Origin of the sequence: Flavobacterium sp. (genome assembly GCF_039932285.1) — a bacterium.
GTDB lineage: Bacteria > Bacteroidota > Bacteroidia > Flavobacteriales > Flavobacteriaceae > Flavobacterium.
The window spans coordinates 69201-84803 of record NZ_JBDTQE010000001.1 but is presented as its reverse complement, the minus strand read 5'-3'; the positions used below and the strand labels follow the sequence as shown (position 1 = coordinate 84803).

14 protein-coding genes are annotated in these 15603 nt (G+C 32.4%); 7 read left to right on the top strand and 7 right to left on the bottom strand.

Annotated elements, in window-relative coordinates; genetic code table 11:
* Positions 1-2: 2 nt before the first annotated feature.
* The 7 genes from ABI549_RS00455 to ABI549_RS00425 form a co-directional block, all read right to left on the bottom strand.
* Complete coding sequence (locus ABI549_RS00455) at positions 3-368, bottom strand: response regulator (RefSeq protein ID WP_348074475.1); 366 nt, start codon at positions 366-368, stop codon at positions 3-5.
* Positions 365-3070 carry an ATP-binding protein gene (locus ABI549_RS00450; protein WP_348074474.1) on the bottom strand — a complete coding sequence of 902 codons (2706 nt, stop codon included), beginning with the start codon at positions 3068-3070 and terminating at the stop codon, positions 365-367. Before ABI549_RS00450 ends, ABI549_RS00455 begins: the two co-directional genes overlap by 4 nt.
* Positions 3063-3257, bottom strand: coding sequence for a hypothetical protein (locus ABI549_RS00445; RefSeq protein WP_348074473.1), 195 nt, complete (start codon positions 3255-3257; stop codon positions 3063-3065). Before ABI549_RS00445 ends, ABI549_RS00450 begins: the two co-directional genes overlap by 8 nt.
* Positions 3258-3320: 63 nt before the next feature.
* The gene (locus ABI549_RS00440; protein WP_348074472.1) at positions 3321-3536 is read right to left on the bottom strand and encodes a DUF6814 family protein; all 216 of its coding nucleotides are present in this window, start codon (positions 3534-3536) and stop codon (positions 3321-3323) included.
* Between the two features lie 12 nt (positions 3537-3548).
* A complete protein-coding gene (locus ABI549_RS00435) occupies positions 3549-5087 on the bottom strand; it encodes an MFS transporter (RefSeq protein WP_348074471.1) in 1539 nt (512 codons plus the stop codon).
* 27 nt (positions 5088-5114) lie between these two features.
* The gene (locus ABI549_RS00430) at positions 5115-6422 is read right to left on the bottom strand and encodes a DcaP family trimeric outer membrane transporter (protein WP_348074470.1); all 1308 of its coding nucleotides are present in this window, start codon (positions 6420-6422) and stop codon (positions 5115-5117) included.
* A gap of 105 nt (positions 6423-6527) precedes the next feature.
* Positions 6528-6947 carry a helix-turn-helix domain-containing protein gene (locus tag ABI549_RS00425; protein WP_348074469.1) on the bottom strand — a complete coding sequence of 140 codons (420 nt, stop codon included), beginning with the start codon at positions 6945-6947 and terminating at the stop codon, positions 6528-6530.
* A 260-nt stretch (positions 6948-7207) separates the two neighbouring features.
* Between ABI549_RS00425 and ABI549_RS00420 the strand changes: the two genes are divergently transcribed.
* From ABI549_RS00420 to ABI549_RS00390, 7 genes are all read left to right on the top strand, one after another.
* Positions 7208-7813 (top strand): flavin reductase family protein, encoded by a 606-nt coding sequence (locus ABI549_RS00420; protein WP_348074468.1) that lies wholly within the window; start codon positions 7208-7210, stop codon positions 7811-7813.
* Between the two features lie 166 nt (positions 7814-7979).
* Positions 7980-10265 carry a bifunctional salicylyl-CoA 5-hydroxylase/oxidoreductase gene (locus ABI549_RS00415; protein ID WP_348074467.1) on the top strand — a complete coding sequence of 762 codons (2286 nt, stop codon included), beginning with the start codon at positions 7980-7982 and terminating at the stop codon, positions 10263-10265.
* A 15-nt stretch (positions 10266-10280) separates the two neighbouring features.
* Complete coding sequence (locus ABI549_RS00410) at positions 10281-11870, top strand: AMP-binding protein (protein ID WP_348074466.1); 1590 nt, start codon at positions 10281-10283, stop codon at positions 11868-11870.
* 6 nt (positions 11871-11876) lie between these two features.
* Entirely contained in the window at positions 11877-13457 is a 1581-nt protein-coding gene (locus ABI549_RS00405) for an FMN-binding glutamate synthase family protein (RefSeq protein WP_348074465.1), read from the top strand.
* 67 nt (positions 13458-13524) lie between these two features.
* Positions 13525-13947, top strand: coding sequence for an acyl-CoA thioesterase (locus ABI549_RS00400; RefSeq protein ID WP_348074464.1), 423 nt, complete (start codon positions 13525-13527; stop codon positions 13945-13947).
* Positions 13948-13960: 13 nt separating this feature from the next.
* Positions 13961-14578: a hypothetical protein gene (locus ABI549_RS00395; protein ID WP_348074463.1), complete on the top strand. Its 618-nt coding sequence runs from the start codon at positions 13961-13963 to the stop codon at positions 14576-14578.
* 7 nt (positions 14579-14585) lie between these two features.
* Positions 14586-15566, top strand: coding sequence for a carbon-nitrogen hydrolase family protein (locus tag ABI549_RS00390; RefSeq protein ID WP_348074462.1), 981 nt, complete (start codon positions 14586-14588; stop codon positions 15564-15566).
* The last annotated feature ends 37 nt before the right edge of the window (positions 15567-15603 follow it).

Below are 15603 nucleotides of genomic sequence, written 5' to 3'. Positions count from 1 at the left end.
AATCAGTTTTCTAAAAGCTCACTTACTTGATCTACAATTTTTTTTACAGAGAACGGTTTTGTCATATAAGCATTCGCGCCAAGTGATAATCCTTTTTCAATATCGCTTTCTTTATTTTTGGCCGAAAGAAAAATGACTTTTGTATGCTTAAGATTTTCATCTTTTTTAATTTGTTCTAAGGTAGCGTAACCATCAACCATAGGCATCATAATATCTAAAATAATAACATCTGGATAATTGGTTTTTAGGATATCTAGTGCTTCTTGTCCGTCTCGTGCAATAAATACTTGATAATTATTCTTCTTGAATGTATATTCAAGAGCCATTACAATATTAGGTTCATCATCTACAATTAAGATCTTCTTCATGACATATTTATTTCGATATTCTTATTTTTTGGTAAAGTAAAAGCGATGGAAGCTCCTTTTAGACTTGTTTGCGCCCAAATTTTTCCTTTGTGATGTTCTATAATTTGTTTGCAAATCGCCAATCCTAGTCCGCTTCCAACAGGTTTTTTAATATTTTGATTGGTTGATTGGTAAAATTTATCAAAAATCACTTCAAAATCATTCGTATTTATTCCTTTTCCGTTGTCTTGTACAACTGTTTGAATAAAATCTTCTTTTTCAGAAATTTGAATGGTAATTAATCCTTCTTTTTCAGGACAAAATTTTATAGCATTAGAAACTAAATTGGTTATTACCTGAAAAATTCTATCTTCATCATAGTAAGCATTTATTTTATGTTTGCTTTCAATATGAATCGTAATATTCTTATTTTTAATTAATTGTTGTAAAGCTTCAATGGCTTTTTCGATGGTATTTACTAAATTATTTTTTGTTGAATGAATGGTTTGTTTTCCTGTTTCAAATTTCTCTAAATCAAGAATTTTATCAATCAATCGATTTAATCTATCCGATTCTGAAATAATATTTTGAAGAAATTGTTTTTTTAAATCCTCAGGAATTTCGTCATCATCATGTAAAATTTCGCTTGCTGCTCTTATGGCTGTTATTGGCGTTCGCAATTCATGTGTTACGGTATCTAGAAATTCGTCTTTTTGCTGGTCTTTTTTAATCAAAGAACTGTTTGCTGTTTGTAATTTGGCTGAGATTTCTTTTAATTCTTTAGACGTTTCGGTTAGTTTTTTATTGATAATGATATTCTCTTTCGACTCTTCTAAAATCTTTAAAACTTCTGGCAAACTGATCTTTTCTTCTTTTACAACACTGGAAATTAATATTCTGGCAGAAGCCGTTCCGATATGACCTGTTAGTAAATTTTCGGAAAATTTAATTAATCGGGCATCAGCAAGCTCTTGATTTTTATCTACATTATATTTTACATTAAAAATATTCATAGCCCGTTTAGTACGTTCTTCTCCCAAAAAACGAATTAGCACTTTTTCAATATCATTTCGGTACGCAGTTCCTTTCCAAATAAAAGCATTTTCATGATTGGTAATATACTTATTTATATCTACAAACATTTCAGCATAATTGCGTTCCCGATAATTTCCTTTGAAACTTACCGAAACTGCAAAATAGGTAAACGAATTAAACAATAAACTCCAAAATAAAGCATGTGGAACTGGTTGCAAATAATCTAACCCAAATAATTGAAAAGGTTTTAATAACTCTATTCCCATAAATCCTTTAGAAATAAATGAGATTTCTACATTACTTATTCCGATAGCGTAAGGAATTAATAAAGTATAAATACAGATTAAAAACCCAATAATAATACTATAAATAGCACCCAATCTTGAACCTCTTCTCCAAAACAAAGCGCCAAAAAAAGCAGGTGCTAGTTGGGCTATAATAACAAATGCTACTAAGCCTATAGAAACCAAACTATAATCTAATGCAAAAAATCGATAGATAAAATAAGCGAGAATAATAAGCATGAAAATTCCAAATTTTCGACTGTTTACTATTTTTCGGCTACTAATAGTTTGCTCATTGCTTTTTAGTTTTCCTAATAAATTATATGGAATTAAAACATTGTTGGTTAACATTGTGGAAAGTCCAATAGAAGAAACAACAATCATAGATATAGCTGCTGAAAATCCGCCAAGGAAAACAATAACAGTTAGTGTTTTATTGTTAAAAAACTGTGGAATTAACAAGGAATAAGTATCTGAATTTACATTTTGTCCGTCAAATAAAATATTACCTCCCCAAGCGATTGGATATACAAAAATATTGAAGATTAATAAGTATAATGGAAACAACCAAACCGCAGTATTGATGTGATTTTCTCGATTATTTTCGATAACCGAAACCTGAAATTGTCTTGGTAATAAGAAAATAGCAAACATAGATAATACACAAAGTAAAAACCAGTTTATGGCTTGTGGCAAACCACCAATAGTATTTTTTTCTTTAAAATTTTCTAACATAGAGGCTTTCTGATAAATATCATCAAAACCATCAAAAACAAAATAAGTGACATAAATCCCAACAATAACAAAGAAAACAAGTTTTAAAATGCTCTCCATAGCAACCGCAGTAACAATTCCTTTTCTTTTTTCGGAAGCATCTACGTAACGAGTTCCATAATAGGAAGCAAATAGCGCTAATGCTACTGCAACGTATGTTGTGGTATCATCAAATATAAATGAATTAGTATTTGTTTTAGTAACTAAATGAAAAGTTTCAGAAATTGCTTTGAGCTGTAATGCGATGTAAGGCAAAATTCCTGTAAGACAAATCACTGTAACGATTGCTCCTAAAAAACGACTGTTTCCGTAACGTAGAGAAATAAAATCGGCAATACTTGAAATTTTATTAACTCTTGAAATTCTGATAATCTTCTTTAGAATTAAAATCCAAGAAGGAGCAATAATTATTGGACCTAAATAAATGGGCAAATAGCCTAATCCACTTTTAGCAGCCACACCAATACTTCCGTAATAAGTCCAAGCAGTACAATAAACTGCCAATGACAATGTATATACATAAGGATTGTTTGTCCATTTGCTATTCCCTTTTTTCTCTGCCCAATGCGCAATGAAAAAAAGAACAGCCAAATAGCACGACAATATAATTAGAAGTATTATACTATTCATTGTATCGTTTTACAATTAATAATGAAACTAAAATAGAAAAAAGCCAAATAGAAAAAAAATAAATATAAATGGCAGGAAATCCCAGCACATTTTGTGAAGAATCAAATAGTAAAACAATAGGAAGATTAAGCCCTATGAGTAAAACTATAGATACAATTACTAATTTTTGTTGGTGTCTTTTTTTCATGTCTAATTAAAAAATCTAAAGCCCTTGAAAATTCAAGAGCTTTAGATTTAATACAATTATTAATTAATCTTCATATTCGTTAGTTAATGAGTACCATCCAAAAATAGTCAAACCTGTAACAATTAAAGGTAATAAAATAAAAAATATAATTATTCCAAAAACCAAGTCATCTTGTTTTCCTGAAGTTAACTTTCCTCCAAATATTCCGATACTATAGTAAGCAATCACGATAGATAAAGCAATCCAAACTATTCCTAAATATTTTTTTATTGTGTTCATAATTTTTATGTTTTAGTCGTGAAGTGTATTAATTTTTTTATCAATGTAAATCATTCCAATTACGAAACAAACTGCTGCAATTCCTATTGGATACCATAATCCTTCTAAATAAAATTCTGGGTTTCCAGCATCTTTAGCCGAAGTTACGAAATAAGTAGATATTGCAGGAAGTAATCCACCAAAAATACCATTTCCAACATGATATGGTAATGACATAGATGTATATCTAATTTTTACTGGGAACATTTCAACAAGGAAAGCTGCAATTGGACCATAAACCATAGTTACAAAAATTACTTGAATAAAGACTAGAAAAATAAGCATCCATCGATCACTACTATTAATCGTTTTAGTCACTTTAGTATCGACTTTGTCTTTTCCTTTATCATCTACCAATACTTTTCCGTTTTCTATGTGAATGGTTTTTATCTCTTCTACGGTAGTTCCATCTACATACGCTTTTGTAGTAGTATAAATAGAATCTAATTTAGTAGCATCAATTTCTTTGATAGATGGAACCACTTTAGTTTGCTCTACAATTTCAGTTTTTAAAGCTAAATCTGTAGTTTGATACATGGCTTTGTATATTGGTCTGTATAGCAAAATTGCTAATAACATTCCTCCCATCATGATGTATTTTCTACCTATTTTATCACTCAACCAACCAAACACGATAAAGAATGGTGTTCCAAAAATTAAAGCTATTCCTAATGACATATCTACTTGAGAAGAATCGACACCCATTACAGTTTTCATAAAGTTCATCGCATAAAATTGCCCTGTATACCACACAACTCCTTGTCCCATTGTGGCACCAAACAATGCAAGCAAAACAAATTTTAAATTGTATTTGTTTCCAAAACTTTCTTTTAGAGGATTTGTGGATGTTTTTCCTTCTGATTTTGCTTTTGCAAATACAGGAGATTCATCCATATTTTTACGAATCATATACGATACAAATACCATGATGATTGAAACCCAAAACGGTACTCTCCATCCCCATTCGTCAAAAGCTTCTTTAGATAAAACGCTTTTTGTTATAAGAATTACCATCAATGAAATAAACAAACCAACTGTTGCTGTAGTTTGAATCCATGAAGTCCAATATCCTTTTTGACCCGCTGGAGCGTGTTCTGCTACATAAGTTGCAGCTCCACCATATTCGCCACCAAGTGCTAAACCTTGTAACAAACGTAATACTAAAACTAATAATGGGGCAAAAAAACCAATGCTTTCATAACTCGGAATACAACCTATTAAAAAAGTGGCTCCACCCATTAATAATAATGTAACCATAAATGTATATTTTCTTCCAATCAAATCACCTAAACGACCAAAGAATAATGCTCCAAAAGGGCGAACTACAAAACCTGCTGCAAATGTTGCTAATGTAGATAAGAAGGCAGCTGTAGGATTATCTGAAGGGAAAAATTTAGTAGAAATTACTACTGCTAAACTTCCAAAGATGTAGAAATCATACCATTCTATCATTGTTCCCATTGAGGAGGCTGAAATTACTTTCCAGATTCCTTTTGTTGATTTTTCTTTCATATAGTATACTTTTTAAATTTATTTTTATTAAAATGAATAAGCGCAAGAAACCATTACTCTAACATTAGAAACATCTCTAGAGTTTAAATCGGCTGATCCGTTTCCATTAGCATTTAAATCACCCCAAGTCGCTGTTGTATATTCAACTTCTGGAGTTACTCTGAATTTATTTTGTTTAAAATCTACTCTTCCTGCAACTCTCATTACTTGATCAACAACTCTAGTTCCAGAAACACCTCTCATATAATATTTTACTGTTTCACCAGGATTTAAAGAACGACCTGTTCCATTATTAGTTGTCATACCAAAAAACAAACCTGGAGCAATTTTTTTACCATTACTAGCTATATCTAGCCAAAAAGCAGTTGCTTTTGATGCTTCGTATTTTTCAACTTCATTTACTGCAGTGTAACCAGCAAAACCTCCTAACATGACTTGATTTTGCATGTTCGAACCTGAAATTCCGTAAGCTTTAACAGAAAATTTATCATTAGAATACTTAACATATCCCACAACAGACGAACTATTTACTTTTTCAGTCGTTAAAACTTTTGTCCCTGATGGAGCTAAAGTAAAATCGGTTAAGGGTTGGATAGATTTAAATTCCGCTCCCAAACCTGCAATCCAGTTTTTATTTTTATATTGAAATTGTCCGTGTAAAGTAGGCATCACAGAATTAATTGTACCTGAGTTCTGGGTTCCAATTGTTGCTGTTGTTGCAGCAAACTCTCTCTCTTTATATACTGTTAAAGCAAAAGACAATTCTTTAGTGAAGTTTTGTTTTAATTTTATTTGAGTTGCCCAACCAAATGGGTTGAACATAATTCCTGTGTTAAAATTTGCTACACCTGGAAAAACCTCTGGAATAAATGTTGGATACCAAGTTTGCCCGACTGTCAATGAAGTTTTTGACCAATCCATGTTAACATAAGCATGTCTTAATCTAAAAAGCCCAATTGAAGAACCTTCTACATTTCCGAAGAAATCGCCTTCTAATGTTCCGCTCATTTTTGCACCCCATACATTTGGTCCTTTTACTTTAGTTCCAAGTCTTGAGATTACAGATAAATAGTTTGATGAAGGAACATCATTAAAATCATCGCCAGAAACTGGAGAATCTAACGGATAAAGATTTAATTCACCTTCTCTTACTTGTGCAGATTTTCTAGTATCATAAAAGAAGTCAGTTCTAATGAAACCATAAAGGCTAACATCCCATTCTTTTTCTACAGGTATAGGAGTAGGAACAATAGGAATTGTTTCTGTGGCTGGTGTTTGTGAAAATCCTTTTATGGAAGCCATTCCTAATAAAAGAATTAAATAGTGTTTTTTCATAATAGATACAATTTGGTTAATTAGTTGGTTGGTTTTAACACTGCCAAATTGTAACTTTTAATCAAGAAAAAAAATAATAATATATATATATGTAAACTAATATAGTTAATCTTTAAAACGTTCCCATTTTATAAGCATAAACTTATCCCCTAGCTCGGTTATAACCATACCTGCTCCAGATAATGAATTTTTATTTTTAACGTATTCTACAAGCTCTAAATGATTAAATATCTTATAAGTGGGATGGTAATCGCCATGAGGAGGCTTCTTTATTTTATATTCTTTTACCCAGTTACTTACTGTAACATGAGAAACCCCAATAATACGTTCAATTTCTCGATAACTAAGCCCTTCAAGATAGAGCTGCATAGCTTTGATAACATAATAATTATCTATCTTTTTACCTAGTTTATTGACCGTGAAATAATAATTACATTTTTTACATAAATACCTTTGTTTATTATTAATCACACCACTTTTTACAATATTATTGTTTTGACATTTCGGGCATGCTAAAATCTCCATGTATATAAATTTTGCATAAATATATTAAATTAGCAATAATAATAAAAACATTTTTATTATTATTATACATTAAGAATTATGTAGTAGTTAATTTTACTTGTAAAAAATTACATTTATAATAATTTATTGAAAATTTTGCTTTCTAAATCATTTACAGAGTATTAAGATACCTTTTTATTAAAAGTTAATAATTTTTAATAACTGATTTATATATATCCTTATTATTTCGTTTAATTTGTAGTATAACAATATCGCTTTATATGGAATTCGATCCAAAAAATCTTGAACAATCAGCTATTTATAAATTACTTACAGGAGCTGTCATTCCACGGCCTATTGGTTGGATATCTAGTATAAGTGAAGATGGAATAAACAACCTTGCTCCTTTTTCTTTTTTTAATGCGATTGGAGATGATCCTCCTCATGTTATGTTTTCAACAGTCAGAGGAAATAATACGAATAAAGACACTTTAAACAACGTATTGTCTACCAAGCAGTTTGTGGTTAATATGGTTACAGAAGAGTTAGTTGAACAAATGAATATGACCTCACAATCAATTCCAGCTAATGAAAGTGAATTTGAACTAGCTGGCCTTACTCCTATTACTTCCGTAAAAGTAAAACCAATGCGTGTTAAAGAAAGTCCTATTACTTTCGAATGTGAATTAGTACACCACTACTCATTAGAAAATCACAAATTTGGCGGAGCTACAATGATTGTTGGTAAAATAATAATGATGCACATTGATGAAAGTGTCTTATTAGATAATTACAAAATAAATATGAATACTTATAAACCTGTAGCTCGTTTAGCAGGTTCAAATTATTCGAAAATTGGAGAAATATTCTCTATTAAAAGAGGTTAAATTTTAAAATTAATATAATCAAGGAACATCAATTAGAGAAATCTGACAAATTTCAAAAATTATTCTAATTCTTTAATCGGTGTTAAAAAAACATAAACAATAAAAATCCGTGTGAATCTGCGTCTTCGCTTTTGCGAATCCGTTTTATCCGCGTTCAATTAAAAATATGAAAATAAAAGTAATTGGTGGTGGTCCAGGAGGACTTTATTTTTCGATCTTAACTAAAAAAGCAATGCCGCATTGTCAAATCGATGTGTATGAACGCAACAAACCCGATGATAGTTTCGGATTTGGTGTAGTTTTTTCTGACGAGACTTTAGGCGAATTTTTAAAACGCGACATGCAATCTTATGAATTAATTCGAAGCAAATTTGCCTATTGGGATGATATTATCATTGCTCGCGATGGAGAATCGGTTAACATTGCTGGAAATGGATTTTGCGGCTGTTCCAGAAAAACATTATTACAATTATTGCAACAAAGATGTATAGAAGAAGGTGTCAATTTGCATTTCGAACAAAATGTAGATGATATTTCTCTCTTCGAAAATGCGGATATGGTTATCGCTTCAGACGGAATTGGAAGTGGAGTCCGTACCAAATACGAAAAAGAATTCGGTACGAAAATTGAAATGAAACAAAACCGTTTCGTTTGGTTAGGGTCTACAAAACCATTGGATGCGTTTACTTATTTTTTCAGAAATACAGAACACGGCTTAATCGTAGCACATTCCTACCAATATCAAGAAGGAATGAGTACTTGGATTTTTGAATGTTCGGATGAAACGTGGCAGAAATTTAATTTTGAAGTCACCAACGAAGAAGATACTATCGCTAAAATTTCAGAAATATTTGCAGCAGAATTAGACGGCCATTCGTTAATTTCAAATAAATCACATTGGCGCCAATTTCCCCATGTTACAAACGAAAATTGGTATCATAAAAACATTGTTTTATTAGGTGATGCAAAAGCCACAGCTCATTATTCCATCGGTTCAGGAACAAAATTAGCCATGGATTCTGCAATTGGTTTATCGGACGCCGTGATTGCCAATCCAACTGATGTGCAAGCTGCCTTTCAACAATATGACAAAACTCGAAGAAATACAGTTGAAATGATTCAATACGCAGCTTTGGTTTCGTTAGATTGGTTCGAAAACATGAACCGTCACAACCAACACCCGTTTTATCAATTTGCTTTTGGATGCATGACGCGTGCAAAAAAAGTAACATATGAAAATTTACGCTTGCGCGATAAATCATTTACAGATAAAGTTTTAGAAGAATTCAATGACAATAATAATGTCAATGACATAAATCAATCGGCCGCTTTTTCAACTTTCAAACTAAGAAACTTAGAATTACAAAATAGAATTGTAATGGCGCCAATGGGACAATATTCGGCAGAAAACGGCTTAGTAAACGATTGGCATTTTCAACATTACACCTCAAGAGCAATTAGTGGTTTAGGTTTAATTTTAAACGAAATGACCGCCATTTCAGAAACCGGAAGAATTACAGAAGGTTGTGCTGGAATTTACACTCAAAATCAAATTACAGAATGGAAACGCATTAACGATTTCATTCATCAACATACTCAAACAAAAATCGGAATACAATTAGGACATTCCGGAAGAAAAGGTGCGACGAAAAAACCTTGGGAAGATTCATTTACTGGAACAAGTTGGGAATTACTTTCCGCTTCAGCCATTCCATTCCATGAAAATTCGGCAACGCCAAAAGAAATGACTTTAGCGGATATGAATTTGATTACTTCTCAATTTGTTCAAGCTACAAATAACTCAAATGAAGCAGGATTTGACATGATTGAATTGCAAGCTCATCACGGATTTTTACTAGCTTCTTTCTTGTCGCCATTGACAAATACTAGAACAGATGAATTTGGTGGAAGTATCAAAAACCGATTAAAATTTCCATTACGAGTTTTCACCGAAATGAGAAACGCTTTTCCAAAAGAAAAACCCATGTCAGTTCGAATTTCAGCAACAGATTGGGCGGAAAACGGAATTTCAGCAACAGATGTAATTACAATTTCTGAAGCTTTCAAAAATGCTGGAGCCGATATTATCAACGTTTCTACAGGAAATACGGTCGCCAATCAAAAACCTCAAACAGGAAGAATGTGGCAAACACCTTTTTCTGATGCGGTGAGAAATACAGTTCATATTCCAACCATAACGGCTGGTTATATTCAAGATATTGATCAAATAAATACGATAATTCTAAATGGAAGAGCAGATTTAGTCGCTTTAGGAAGACCATTATTATTAGATGCAAATTTTGTAAGAAATGCGCAAGCTTACGAACAATTTCAACCAACTGATATCCCAAATCAATACAAAATGGGAATTTCACATTTGTATCCGTTAAAAGCATCTGAAAGAAAACAGGTTGAAGGAATGAAAAAGGCATTGAAACCAAAGAGTAATTAGAAGTAATTAGAAATTATGAAACATTACGAAGATAATTTCGCACACATAAACTTACCCAATCTGGAATTGCAACCAGAATATAAATTCTTGGATTTACCACAATTCAATCGACCAGAAATGCTCAATTGTGTGGAAAAATTATTGGATAATCACATTGCAGCAGGTCGTGGTAACAATACTTGTATACAAACTTTTGAAGAAACTTGGACGTATAACGATTTATACGAAAAATCCAATCAGATTGCGCATGTTTTGGTAGACAATTTAGGTTTTCAATCTGGAAATCGCGTATTGATTCGTTCCGCAAATAACCCAATGATGGTGGCTTGTTGGTTTGCGGTGTTAAAGGCGGGCGGAATTGTAGTAGCAACTATGCCTTTATTACGTTCGAAAGAATTAACAACTGTAATTGATTGTGCCGAAATATCTCACGCTTTTTGCGATAGCGATTTAGCCGAAGAAATGAATCTAGTCCAATCTGATTTTTTAAAAAAAGTGAGTTTCTACAGAAATTCCGATTTAGAAAAATTAATGCTATCGAAGCTAAAAACGTTTCAAAATTATCATTCCAAATTTGATTCGGTGGCTTTAATTGGTTTCACTTCTGGAACAACGGGATTACCCAAAATGACCGCACATTATCATAAAGACATTTTAAATATTTGCGAAGCTTTTCCAAAATATGCTTTGCAACCAAAAGAAAGTGACGTTTTTACTGGAAGTCCACCACTTGGATTTACCTTTGGTTTAGGTGGATTGGTATTATTTCCAATGTATTTCGGAGCATCAACATTCTTAATTGAAAAACCAAGTCCCGATTTGTTATTAAAAGCGATCGAGGAATATAAAATTACTATTTGTTTTACAGCTCCAACCGCTTGGCGAATCATCACAACAAAAATAAAAGAGTTCGATATTTCAAGTCTTCGAAAATGTATTTCTGCCGGTGAAACATTACCGTTAAAAGTTTGGCAAGATTGGTATGATGTAACGGGGTTGAAAATTATCGACGGAATTGGAGCCACAGAAATACTGCATATTTTTATTTCGTCCAACGAGGAAAATATGAAACCTGGTTCCACAGGAAAAGCTATTACAGGTTACGAAGCTAAAATTATTGATGCAAATGGAAATGAAGTTCCAAATAATGAAGCGGGAAGATTAGCCGTTAGAGGAATTACAGGTTGTAAATATTTAAATAGAGAAGACAAACAAAAAGAATACGTAGAAAACGCTTGGAATGTGACTGGCGATATTTTCCGTCAAGATGAAGATGGCTATTTCTATTTTGTTGCTCGTGGCGATGATATGATTATTTCTTCAGGGTATAATATTGCTGCAATTGAAGTAGAATCCGTACTTTTAACTCACGAAGCTATTTTAGAATGTGCCGTTGTCGGTTTACCCGATGAAGAACGCGGCATGTTAGTTTGTGCTTATGTAGTTTTGAAAGATTATAATGAAGCCTCAAATCAATTAGCAAAAGAAATGCAAAATTGGTTTAAAGAAGTAGCTGCTCCATATAAATATCCAAGATTATTATATTTTGTAGAAGTATTACCAAAAACAGAAACAGGAAAAATTCAACGATTTAAATTGAAATAAAAAACGATGAGAAAAGCATTCTTAATTATAAGCATAACCATTTTATCTTTAACTGGAATATTAATTTACATTAATTGGAAATTTAGTTTCTTACTTTTAATATTTCTTCCGTTAATTATTATGGGATTATATGACATGTTTCAATCCCAAAAAACAATACGCAGAAACTTCCCATTACTAGGAAGAATGCGTTATTTACTAGAATCTATCGGGCCAGAAATGCGACAATATTTTGTTGAAACCGATTTAGATGGAAAACCTTTCAACCGTTTGCAAAGAAGTATTGTATACCAAAGGAGTAAAAAACAAACAGATTCTATGCCTTTCGGAACGCAATTAGACGTGTATAAAGAAGGTTATGAATGGATTAACCATAGCATTCGTTCCATTCCATTTTCGCAAGTAAACGAAAACCCGAGAGTTCATATTGGATCATCACAATGCACAAAACCTTATGAAGCTAGTTTATTCAATATAAGTGCAATGAGTTTTGGTTCGTTGAGTAAAAATGCCATTTTAGCTTTAAATAATGGAGCCAAACAAGGCGGTTTTTATCACAATACTGGTGAAGGTGGTTTGTCTCCATATCATTTACAAGGTGGCGATGTGGTTTGGAATATCGGAACTGGTTATTTTAGTTGTCGTAATCAAGACGGAAGTTTTAATTATGATGAATACATAAAAAGAGCCACTTTAGATAATGTAAAAATGATTGAAATAAAATTCTCACAAGGTGCAAAACCTGGTCATGGAGGAATTTTACCTAAAGAAAAAGTAACTGACGAAATTGCAGCTATTCGTTTGGTTTCAAAAGGTCAAGATATTTTATCACCACCTAGTCATTCTGCTTTTACAACACCTTTAGAATTAATGGATTTTGTAAAATTACTACGAAAAGGTTCTGGCGGAAAACCTATTGGAATGAAAATTTGTATCGGAAATAAATCAGAATTTTTATCTATTTGTAAGGCAATGGTCGAAACCCAAACCTACCTCGATTTCATCACTGTAGATGGTGGCGAAGGCGGAACTGGTGCAGCTCCACAGGAATATTCTGATCATGTTGGAATGCCGTTGCGCGATGCTTTAGCTTTCGTTTATGATTCTTTAAATGGTTTCGGAATCAAAGATCAAATCAAAATTATTTGTAGCGGAAAAGTAATTACAGGATTTGACATTATTAGAAATCTCTCATTAGGTGCCGATTTATGTAACTCTGCTCGTGGAATGATGTTTGCATTGGGTTGTATTCAGGCGTTGGAATGTCACGCCAATACTTGTCCAACAGGTGTTGCAACACAAAATCCAGAATTAATGAAAGGATTAGTTCCCGAAGAAAAAAGTATTCGAGTGGCAAGGTTTCAACACGAAACCGTAAAAAGTGCAATGGATTTAATGGCATCAGCTGGAATAGATCATCCAGATAAAGTGGATCGATCAGTTGTGAGTACGCGAGTTCTTGTTGGCAAAACACAAACTTTTGAAGAAATATATCCAGAAATAAAAACGGGATCCTTATTAGACGGAAGCACCGTTCCTAATGAACTTTTTAAAGTTTGGAAAAAAGCAAGTGTCGATAAGTTTTAGTAATACGAAATAAACACTAAACTCTGTCAAAGTTCAAAATTTTGACAGAGTTGAAAAAACAAAAACAATGGAATTTATAAAACAAGAAAAAATCCGATTTCAGCACGTTGATTATGCAGGAATAGTTTTCTATCCAAGATTTCTAGAAATGCTAAATGGATTGGTAGAAGATTGGTTTGAAGAGGCTTTAGATAGACCATTCTCAAAAATGCACGAAACTAACGGAATTCCAACCGTAGATTTGAAAGTACAATTTAAAAAAGCGGCTCGATTAGGAGAAATTTTAACCAAAAAATTATGGGTAAAAAATCTTGGTAGCGCTTCAATTTTATGCGGATTTTCATTTGAAGATCAACAAGAAAAAATTTGCTTAGAAGGTGAAGTTACTTTGGTAAATGTTGCCTTTCAAGAAAACAAAACCGATATCAAAGCAGAACCTTTTAACGAGGAAATGATAAGTAAAATTTCAAATTTCATTCAAAATGATTGAATTTAAAACATTCATGAGTTTAACTGATTCTTCTGTTGCCGAAGAAATGATTCAGATTTTGAAAGTTAATAAAATTGCTTTCAAAATACAAGATACGTCAAAAGATTTTGATGCTACTTTTGCTAATAATAAAGCACAGGATTCTATACTTATTATGCTTAATCCCAATGATTTTGATAAATCTTCTAGAATACTGGATGAGAACATGCAGTTCAATATTAATGAAATTGATTCTCTTCATCCACTTTTTACTTTCACTATAGATGAACTAAAAGATGTTGTGAAAAATTATGATGAATGGCATCCTTTAGATGTTAAATTGGCTAAGCATCTTTTAAAAAAAGAGAGTATAACCGTTGAAGTTTCCGAAATTATTGACAAACAGCTTCAAAAAGAACTTAAAACCCAACAACCTGAAAAAACAAATTCATTAACCCTTATTATGGGTTACGGTTTTTGTATAATGGGTGGCTTGGCGGGAATTGGAATTGCAATATTCTTATTAACTGGAAAAAGAACTATGACAGATGGTTCAAAAAAATATATTTACTCAAAATCTGATAGAGTTCACGGTGTATATATGCTTATTGCTGGCACTGCTGTTTTTCTTTCATTATTTATTTTAAATTAAATCGACAATGGACTTTAAAAAATTTAAAGCAGCAACGGTACAAACTTCACCCGTTTTTCTAAATGTAGAAAAAACAGTGGAAAAAGCCATAATATTTATCAAAGAAGCCAGTCAAAATGGCGCGCAATTAATTGCCTTTCCAGAAGTTTTTGTAGCCGGTTATCCATATTGGAATTGGATTATGACGCCAGTTCAAGGTAGCAAATGGTATGAAAAACTATACAAATGTTCTGTAAAAACAGATGATGAAGCGATGCAACCTTTGTTTCAAGCAGCAAAAGACAACAATATTCATATCGTAATCGGAATCAACGAACGTGGCGATTCTTATGGTGAAATTTACAACACCAATTTAATCATTGACAATAACGGAATTCTAATCGGAAAACACAGAAAGTTAGTGCCAACTTGGGCAGAAAAACTAACGTGGACTTCTGGTGATGGTTCTTCGTTAAAAGTATATAACACAGAGATTGGTCCAATCGGAACGTTAGCTTGTGGTGAAAATACCAATACTTTAGCACGTTTTACCTTGCTTTCTCAAGGCGAATTGATTCATGTTGCGAATTATATTTCCTTGCCAGTGGCGCCACCAGATTATAATATGGCGGAAGCCATTAAAATTCGTGCCGCAGCACATTCTTTCGAAGGAAAATTGTTTACGATTGTTTCGTGTTCAACAGTTTCTAAAGAAACTATGGAAGCCTTAAAAGAGGATGTGCCAAATGTAGAAGAATTATTGACACGTAAAAATTCTGCTTTTTCAGGATTTATTGGTCCAAATGGCGCTGTAATTGGCGAACCATTAATTGATGAAGAAGGAATGGTTTATGCCGATATCGATTTAGAAAAATGCATTCAACCGAAACAAATGCACGACATTTTAGGACATTACAACAGATTTGATATTTTCGATTTGAGAGTCAATATTGCGCCAACTCGAAAAATTACATTTATTGATAACCACGAAGAATTTAATAAGAGATAAAATAACAAATTCTATTCCGTAGGAATTAAATATAGGT

Bases quoted from the DNA above. Each gene is read 5' to 3' on its own strand.
- ABI549_RS00440 (WP_348074472.1), bottom strand. From the start codon at position 3,536: ATGAACACAATAAAAAAATATTTAGGAATAGTTTGGATTGCTTTATCT.
- ABI549_RS00445 (WP_348074473.1), bottom strand. From the start codon at position 3,257: ATGAAAAAAAGACACCAACAAAAATTAGTAATTGTATCTATAGTTTTA.
- ABI549_RS00430 (WP_348074470.1), bottom strand. From the start codon at position 6,422: ATGAAAAAACACTATTTAATTCTTTTATTAGGAATGGCTTCCATAAAA.
- ABI549_RS00450 (WP_348074474.1), bottom strand. From the start codon at position 3,070: ATGAATAGTATAATACTTCTAATTATATTGTCGTGCTATTTGGCTGTT.
- ABI549_RS00455 (WP_348074475.1), bottom strand. From the start codon at position 368: ATGAAGAAGATCTTAATTGTAGATGATGAACCTAATATTGTAATGGCT.
- ABI549_RS00415 (WP_348074467.1), top strand. From the start codon at position 7,980: ATGAAAATAAAAGTAATTGGTGGTGGTCCAGGAGGACTTTATTTTTCG.
- ABI549_RS00425 (WP_348074469.1), bottom strand. From the start codon at position 6,947: ATGGAGATTTTAGCATGCCCGAAATGTCAAAACAATAATATTGTAAAA.
- ABI549_RS00420 (WP_348074468.1), top strand. From the start codon at position 7,208: ATGGAATTCGATCCAAAAAATCTTGAACAATCAGCTATTTATAAATTA.
- ABI549_RS00395 (WP_348074463.1), top strand. From the start codon at position 13,961: ATGAGTTTAACTGATTCTTCTGTTGCCGAAGAAATGATTCAGATTTTG.
- ABI549_RS00435 (WP_348074471.1), bottom strand. From the start codon at position 5,087: ATGAAAGAAAAATCAACAAAAGGAATCTGGAAAGTAATTTCAGCCTCC.
- ABI549_RS00390 (WP_348074462.1), top strand. From the start codon at position 14,586: ATGGACTTTAAAAAATTTAAAGCAGCAACGGTACAAACTTCACCCGTT.
- ABI549_RS00405 (WP_348074465.1), top strand. From the start codon at position 11,877: ATGAGAAAAGCATTCTTAATTATAAGCATAACCATTTTATCTTTAACT.
- ABI549_RS00410 (WP_348074466.1), top strand. From the start codon at position 10,281: ATGAAACATTACGAAGATAATTTCGCACACATAAACTTACCCAATCTG.
- ABI549_RS00400 (WP_348074464.1), top strand. From the start codon at position 13,525: ATGGAATTTATAAAACAAGAAAAAATCCGATTTCAGCACGTTGATTAT.